The following is a 6,729-nucleotide window of genomic DNA, read 5'->3' on the forward strand; positions in this document are numbered from 1 at the left end:
TGTTGATAGACCCTCGAGGCCAATGCTGCAAGGTCGGCTGATGTGGCGAATGCGCAATGATCCAGTGCAGTGATAGTGAACCACAGGCTTTTATCACTGCGACGGATGAAGGCATAAACAGCCTTCTGATAGTGCTGACTCGGGACGGGCCCCGGTGACTATGCTGCGAGTCTGCATATCCCTCCTGCATCTTTCCCTTCGAGGACATAACAATGAGCATGACGTTTTCCGGCCAAGTGGTCGTAGTCACCGGAGCGGCCAACGGTATCGGCCGGGCGACCGCCCAGGCGTTCGCCGCCGAAGGTTTGAAAGTGGTGGTGGCCGACCTGGACACGGCAGGGGGCGAAGGCACCGTGGCGCTGATTCGTACAGCCGGCGGCGAAGCGACCTTCGTACGCTGCAACGTTACCGTCGAAAGCGAAGTGAAGAATCTGATGGACGAGGTGATCAATACCTACGGTCGCCTGGACTACGCCTTCAACAATGCCGGGATCGAAATCGAGCAAGGCAAACTGGCCGACGGCTCGATGGACGAGTTCGACGCGATCATGGGCGTCAACGTCAAAGGTGTGTGGTTGTGCATGAAGTACCAGTTGCCGTTGTTGCTCGCTCAGGGCGGCGGGGCGATCGTCAACACCGCGTCGGTGGCGGGCCTTGGCGCGGCGCCGAAGATGAGCATTTATGCAGCGTCGAAACACGCGGTGATCGGCCTGACCAAGTCGGCGGCGATCGAATACGCGAAGAAGAAAATCCGCGTCAACGCCGTGTGCCCGGCGGTGATCGACACCGACATGTTCCGTCGCGCTTACGAGGCTGACCCGAAGAAAGGCGAATTCGCCAACGCGATGCACCCGGTGGGGCGCATCGGCAAGGTCGAGGAAATCGCCAGCGCCGTGCTGTATCTGTGCAGCGATGGCGCGGCGTTTACCACCGGTCATTCCTTGGCCGTGGATGGCGGCGTCACGGCTTTCTGACGCCGAGTGGCTACACTCTGGAACCCGCCTCAGTGCGGGTTTTCCTGTTACTGGGCGCCAGCTCCGTTAAACCGCTAAACAATGTGTATCAAACGGTTAGAACGGCTGCTTTTGACGGCGTTGTCGCACAGCCTGAGCGACGCGGCTGTGATTTACTGCCGACAGCAAAATGGACAGGAGTTTGCGTGCTCATGGAATTGAGAATTGACCGACAGGCAATGGTGCCGGTCGTACAGCAGATTGTTGATGGCATGACTGAGTGGATCTCGCGAAGCGGTGTGGCGCCGAGCACGCGCTTGCCCTCCGTCAGGCAGATTGCGCGCTCCAATCTGCTGAGTCAGTCGTGTGTGGCCGAAGCCTGCGAACGGCTGGTGGCGCAAGGCGTTCTGGCCCCGCGTCAGGGCGCCGGGTTCATGGTGGCCGCGCAGGGCCGTGGGGTGATCGGGATTGACTGCGGGCAGGCACACGGCGGGTTGAAACTCGGCGAGGGAGGCTTGCCGCAGAGCTGGCGTGAATCCGACGACCTGAGTTATGCGATCCGTCAGGTGGCCCGTACCGACATGGCGAGTCTGTTCAATTACAGCAGCCCGCTGGGGCTGCCGGCGTTACGCGAGCAGATCGTCAAACGCCTCAGGCTGATCGGCGTCGAGGCTCTGGATGAACAGGTGCTGACGACCTCCGGTGCGAGCCAGGCGCTTGATCTGCTCGCGCGCGCATTGTTGAAGGCCGGTGACTGCGTTGTCGTCGAAACCCCGGGCTATGCGCCGCTGTTCGAGCTGTTGCGCCTGTACGGCGTGCAGTTGCTGGAAGTGCGCCGCACGCCGAGCGGGCCGGATCCCCAGGCGCTGGAAGCACTGTTGCGGCAGTTCCGGCCGGTCGCGATCTTCATCAACAGTCACCACCACAATCCCACCGGCTCTTGCCTGACACTTGGCGTTGCCCAACAGATCCTGCGGTTGTGCAACGCTCACGATGTGCGAGTGATCGAGGACGATGTCTACGCCGACCTGCACAATGGCAATGGCACACGCCTGGCGGCACTCGATGAGCGAGTGATCTATGTCGGCAGCTTTTCCAAGACACTGAGCAGCTCGCTGCGCGTCGGGTTTGTGTACGCCGAGCCAGCGCTGATTGCGCGGCTGGGGCGAATCAAGATGATCAGTAGCATGGGCGCTTCGAGTTTCAATGAGGCGGTGCTGACCACTCTTCTGGCCAATGGCGCCTATCGCAAAATGGTCCAGCGCCAGCGTCAACGGTTGAATACCGATCGGGTCGCCGCGTTGCAGGCGCTGGAGGACGCCGACTGGGAGGTTTTCGGTAAGCCGTGTGGCGGCCTGTTCATCTGGGCCCGTGCCCCGCTGGGCGATACTGGCCGCTTGCACAGTCAGGCGCAGTGCAATGGTGTCAGCCTTTGCGACCCGGGGGCCTTCAGTCCGAGTGGCGAACCCAGTGAGTGGCAGCGGATCAACGTGGCCTATGCCTGTGATCCCAGGGCCCGGCAGTTTTTTCGCAGTACCGGTGTGAATCGACCTCAAGCGTTCTGAAAACGACGCGTGCGTAGCTTTTTGCCATTATTCCGTCGCCAGAGACTTGTGCTGCTCCATGGCCGTTGCGAATCTTCGGCAACAGACTTTGGCAGGGGGCTTCGCGCAATGATTTCCGCCGTGCAAGGACGTTTTGCCAACCTCGGTATGGCGAAGAAACTGGGTATCGGGTTCGTGCTGGTGCTGCTGTTGACTGCGCTGGTGGCTGCCATTGGTGTCTGGTCCCTGCAGACCATCAGTCAGCGCTTCGATGGGCTGAAGCAGATGTCGTCGCTCAACAGTGCACTGCTCAAGGTGCGGCTGCTGGAGCAGGACTATGCGCTGCACAGCAACCCGAAAACCGTCGATGCCTTGCACGAAGGCGTAGACGGTTTGCTGGCCCAGGCCGCGCAACTCAAGGCGCAATCCCCGGCCAACGTGGCGGTGATGAGCGATGTCGAACAGGCATTGGGCGCTTATCGCAAGGCTTTCGATGAGTTTGTCTCGCTGACCCAGGCCAAGGATCTGGCGCTGGAAATGGCCAGTTGGTCGGTGTCCAGCGTGGCCAATAACCTGGACGTATTGCAGGCCGGTCTGGCCGATGATGGCGCGTATACCTTGAAGGACACCGAAGGCAAGGACGGCGCACAGTTCATCGAACAGGCCAGCCAGGTCAGCCAGGTGTCGCGGCTGATGTTGCAGGCGATGAACGAGGCGCGGGTTCGTCTGGATCAGAGCCGCAAGGGCGATGCCGAGAGTGCCGGCAAGGGCAATATCGAGCAGGCCGCCCAGGCGCAGGCTCAGGCCGAGCAGTTGAAGACCACGGTCAAGGATGAGGGCTATCTGACGGTACTCAATGAAGTGTCCGGGCACATCGCCGGTTTCAACGACAAGCTCGCCGAGTACACCGGCCTGCTGGCCCAGGAAAAAACCGTCTACGAACAGTTGCACCAGCGTGCGGCGCAGGTGATGGAGTGCGTGGATCAGGCGTATGGCGCCGAGGACGGCGCGATGCAGGCGGAATTGAAGAAAAACTCGGTGTTGATCATCGGTTCTTCGGCGCTGGCATTGCTGGTCGGGCTGATTGCCGCGTGGGTCATCACCCGGTTGATTGTCGCGCCGTTGCGCAGTGTGATGCGGGTGGCGCAACAGATTGCGGCGGGGGATTTGAGTGCGAGGGTGGAGGTCACCCGGCGTGATGAGATCGGGCAACTGATGCTGGCAATGCAGCAGATGGGCACTGGGCTGAGCACGATCGTCAGCGGTTTGCAGGCGGGCATCGAGCAGTTGGCCAGTTCCGCGCAATCGCTGTCGGCGGTAACCGAGCAGACCAACCTTGAGGTCAACAGCCAGAAGGAAGAGACCGAGCAAGTGGCCACGGCCATGAACCAGATGACCGCCACCGTGCATGATGTGGCACGTAACGCCGAGGAGGCCGCGCTGGCCGCACAAACGGCGGATGCCAAGGTCGAGAGCGGGCAGCAGGTGGTGCGCCAGAGCATGGTGCGGATCGAGCAACTGGCGGATTCGGCGACATCAGCCAGTTCGAGCATCGAAAGCCTCAGTGCGCAGATCCAGAACATCGGTACGGTGCTGGATGTGATCAAGAGCGTTGCCGAGCAGACCAATCTGCTGGCGCTCAACGCCGCGATCGAGGCGGCGCGGGCCGGGGAACAGGGCAGGGGCTTTGCGGTGGTGGCTGATGAGGTTCGCGCGTTGGCGCGGCGTACACAACAATCCACCGAGGAGATCGAGCGGCTGGTCAGTGCGTTGCGTTCGGCGGCACATTCGTCGGTGCAGCAGATTCAGAGCAGTGGTGAATTGGTGAAGCTGGCGGTCAGTGATGCGCTGCAGACCGAGAGTGCGCTGGGCAGTATTGCGGCGGCGGTTTCGTTGATTCAGCAGATGAATCAGCAGATTGCGGCGGCGGCCGAGGAGCAGAGTTCGGTGGCTGAGGAGATCAATCGCAGTGTGACGAGTATTCGTGCGAGTGCGGATCAGTCTTCGATGGCGATGCGGGGGAATGCGGTTTCGAGTGTTGAGCTGGCGCGGTTGGGAGGGGAGCTCAAGGGGATGGTTGGGCATTTTCGGCTTTGACTTGGCGGCCTCTGGGCCGACCAGGTTCTTGGGGTTTTGGGTGAATATCCGTTGCTGCGGTAACGGCTTCTTATGGTTCCGCTCTTACAGCGGCTCACTTTTCCAGACGCCGAAAAGTAAGCAAAAGGCTTGGCCCCGGCGTTCGGCCCTCGCTTAGGCTCGGGTTCCTTCGCTCCGGGATTCATCCGGGCGCATCGCCTCCGGTTTGCTTCGCTGCACCTGCTCTCGATGTGTTTGGCTGCGCCAAACGGTCGCTGCGCTCCCACCCCCGGATGAACCCCTCCACTCAGCCTGCCGACGGGGCCGGCACGGCAAGATCAAGAGCTTTCGGCGAGCTGACACTCGGCCATTTGAGTGGTGAAGAGCGAGGCGGTGCACTATCTCGCTCTTCTGTAGGAGTGAGCCTGCTCGCGAAGGCGGCCTGACAGCCGACCAGTTTTCTAACTCACTCACCCTATCCCACTGTGGGAGCTGGCTTGCCAGCGATGGCGGCCTGACAGCCGACCAGTCTCCAACTGAATAAACTCATGCCCACTGTGGGAGCGGGCTTGCTCGCGAAGGCGGCCTTACTGCCAACCAATCTCTAACTGAATGTTCGCATGGCAGTCAGCCCATCACCCACAAAAAAGCCACCTCTCGGTGGCTTCTCTTAACTCTCGACCATCAGTCGTAGATCACTTTCTTTTTCCAGTCCGCATCGGCTTCGACTTCTTTGAGGCCTTCGGTCAACTGGTTGACTTCGCCTTCAACCGGAGCAATCTTGTCCATGACCTGGGCATTGGCACGGGCCAGGAGTTTTTCCAGGTATTGCAGTTGTTCCGAGTACATCTGCGGGTCTTGCTGTTTGCGCAGGTATTGCACGCCGCGTTCGAAGGCGAGGCGGGCCTGGCCGGGTTGGTTTTGCTGCAGGGATTGTTGGCCGAGGTTGTTGAAGAATTCGATGTGCAGCAGGACCAGGATGTGGCGGACTTCCTTGATCCAGTGTTTGGCTTCGTTCGGTGGCAGGAAGCCGTCATGGGCGGCGCGGGTGATCTGGCCGTGCAGGGCTTCGAGCAGGAAGCGGACGTCCTTGGCTTTGGCTTCGGTCAGGATCGGTGCCGGCGGGTTGTTGACCGGGATCGATTCGCCTTGGGCCACCAGTGCGCTGAGTTCGGTGATCCGTGCCTTGGTCGTGGCGCTGGTTTTTTCCAGGTTCAGCAGGCGCTGGCAGACGTTCAGCTCCAGACGGGTCAGCAGCAGCTTGAGTGCCGGGGTCATGAACTGGCCGGGGAAGGTTTCGGTCAGCTCGCCGCAGCGGCGCAGGCGGTCGTTGAGTTCGACTTTGGTGCGGGCCTTCTCCAGTTTGTTGTTTTCCACCACATGGTTCATGTAGCCAATGGCGATCAGAATTGCGATCCCGGCTATGACTAGCAGGGTGATCATGAGTGGTGTCACCGGTAAGACCTCTTTATAGGGTTCGCATGCGAGTGTAGTGGCTGGACATTCAGGCGCCCAGCGCCGCTCGACGAGTTGATTCAGCAGCTTCTGTCTATATCGGCTGCACACTGCTTATATGAATGCTGGCGCAAGGTGCGCAGATTGCCATCATTGTGTTGCGGACTATAACGCCTTGGCGGGTGGCAGAATATAGGCGTCAATCGTCGGGCGACGGAAAAGCCCGAATGCTCCCGTAAAGCAGGTCGAAGTCATTGATTTAAATAAATTTATATTCGGGGGTTGACGACCTCTCAAACCATCCATAGAATGCGCGCCACTTGCAGCGTAAAGCACACAGCGAAACGCGGCAGGGAGTGAATGTTGTAGCGTGTCCCCTTCGTCTAGTGGCCTAGGACACCGCCCTTTCACGGCGGTAACAGGGGTTCGAGTCCCCTAGGGGACGCCATTTGCGGGAATAGCTCAGTTGGTAGAGCACGACCTTGCCAAGGTCGGGGTCGCGAGTTCGAGTCTCGTTTCCCGCTCCAATTTTAAACAGCACTGCTCTAGGGCGGTGCTGAGTGAAACCAGAACCAAGTCTTCGGATGCGGGTCTGGACACCGAAACACACACCATGTGTTCCGGGTAGCGTGTCCCCTTCGTCTAGTGGCCTAGGACACCGCCCTTTCACGGCGGTAACAGGGGTTCGAGTCCCCTAGGGG

Annotated in this window: 4 protein-coding genes, 2 tRNA genes and 1 pseudogene; 6 read left to right on the forward strand and 1 reads right to left on the reverse strand. The window is 60.2% G+C overall.

Features of this window, described 5'->3' with window-relative positions; genetic code table 11:
* The first annotated feature begins 212 nt into the window (after positions 1 to 212).
* From LVD08_RS27120 to LVD08_RS28385, 4 genes and pseudogenes are all read left to right on the forward strand, one after another.
* Complete coding sequence (locus LVD08_RS27120; RefSeq protein ID WP_027612323.1) at positions 213 to 974, forward strand: SDR family oxidoreductase; 762 nt, start codon at positions 213 to 215, stop codon at positions 972 to 974.
* Between the two features lie 191 nt (positions 975 to 1,165).
* Positions 1,166 to 2,518 carry an aminotransferase-like domain-containing protein gene (locus LVD08_RS27125; protein ID WP_247269702.1) on the forward strand — a complete coding sequence of 451 codons (1,353 nt, stop codon included), beginning with the start codon at positions 1,166 to 1,168 and terminating at the stop codon, positions 2,516 to 2,518.
* Positions 2,519 to 3,631: 1,113 nt separating this feature from the next.
* Positions 3,632 to 3,685 (forward strand): annotated as a pseudogene (locus LVD08_RS28380) (hypothetical protein); the annotation flags it as partial.
* Between the two features lie 204 nt (positions 3,686 to 3,889).
* Positions 3,890 to 4,594 carry a methyl-accepting chemotaxis protein gene (locus LVD08_RS28385; RefSeq protein ID WP_371917869.1) on the forward strand — a complete coding sequence of 235 codons (705 nt, stop codon included), beginning with the start codon at positions 3,890 to 3,892 and terminating at the stop codon, positions 4,592 to 4,594.
* Positions 4,595 to 5,257: 663 nt separating this feature from the next.
* Here LVD08_RS28385 and LVD08_RS27135 read toward each other — a convergent pair.
* Positions 5,258 to 6,016 (reverse strand): hypothetical protein, encoded by a 759-nt coding sequence (locus LVD08_RS27135; RefSeq protein WP_171061878.1) that lies wholly within the window; start codon positions 6,014 to 6,016, stop codon positions 5,258 to 5,260.
* Positions 6,017 to 6,400: 384 nt separating this feature from the next.
* Between LVD08_RS27135 and LVD08_RS27140 the strand changes: the two genes are divergently transcribed.
* Together LVD08_RS27140 and LVD08_RS27145 are read left to right on the forward strand one after the other, a co-directional pair.
* Positions 6,401 to 6,476 (forward strand) — tRNA-Glu (locus LVD08_RS27140).
* Positions 6,477 to 6,479: 3 nt separating this feature from the next.
* A tRNA-Gly gene (locus tag LVD08_RS27145) sits at positions 6,480 to 6,555 on the forward strand.
* The last annotated feature ends 174 nt before the right edge of the window (positions 6,556 to 6,729 follow it).

It is taken from the genome of Pseudomonas sp. YL2, assembly GCF_023063025.1.
Taxonomy (GTDB): Bacteria; Pseudomonadota; Gammaproteobacteria; order Pseudomonadales; family Pseudomonadaceae; genus Aquipseudomonas; species Aquipseudomonas putida_A.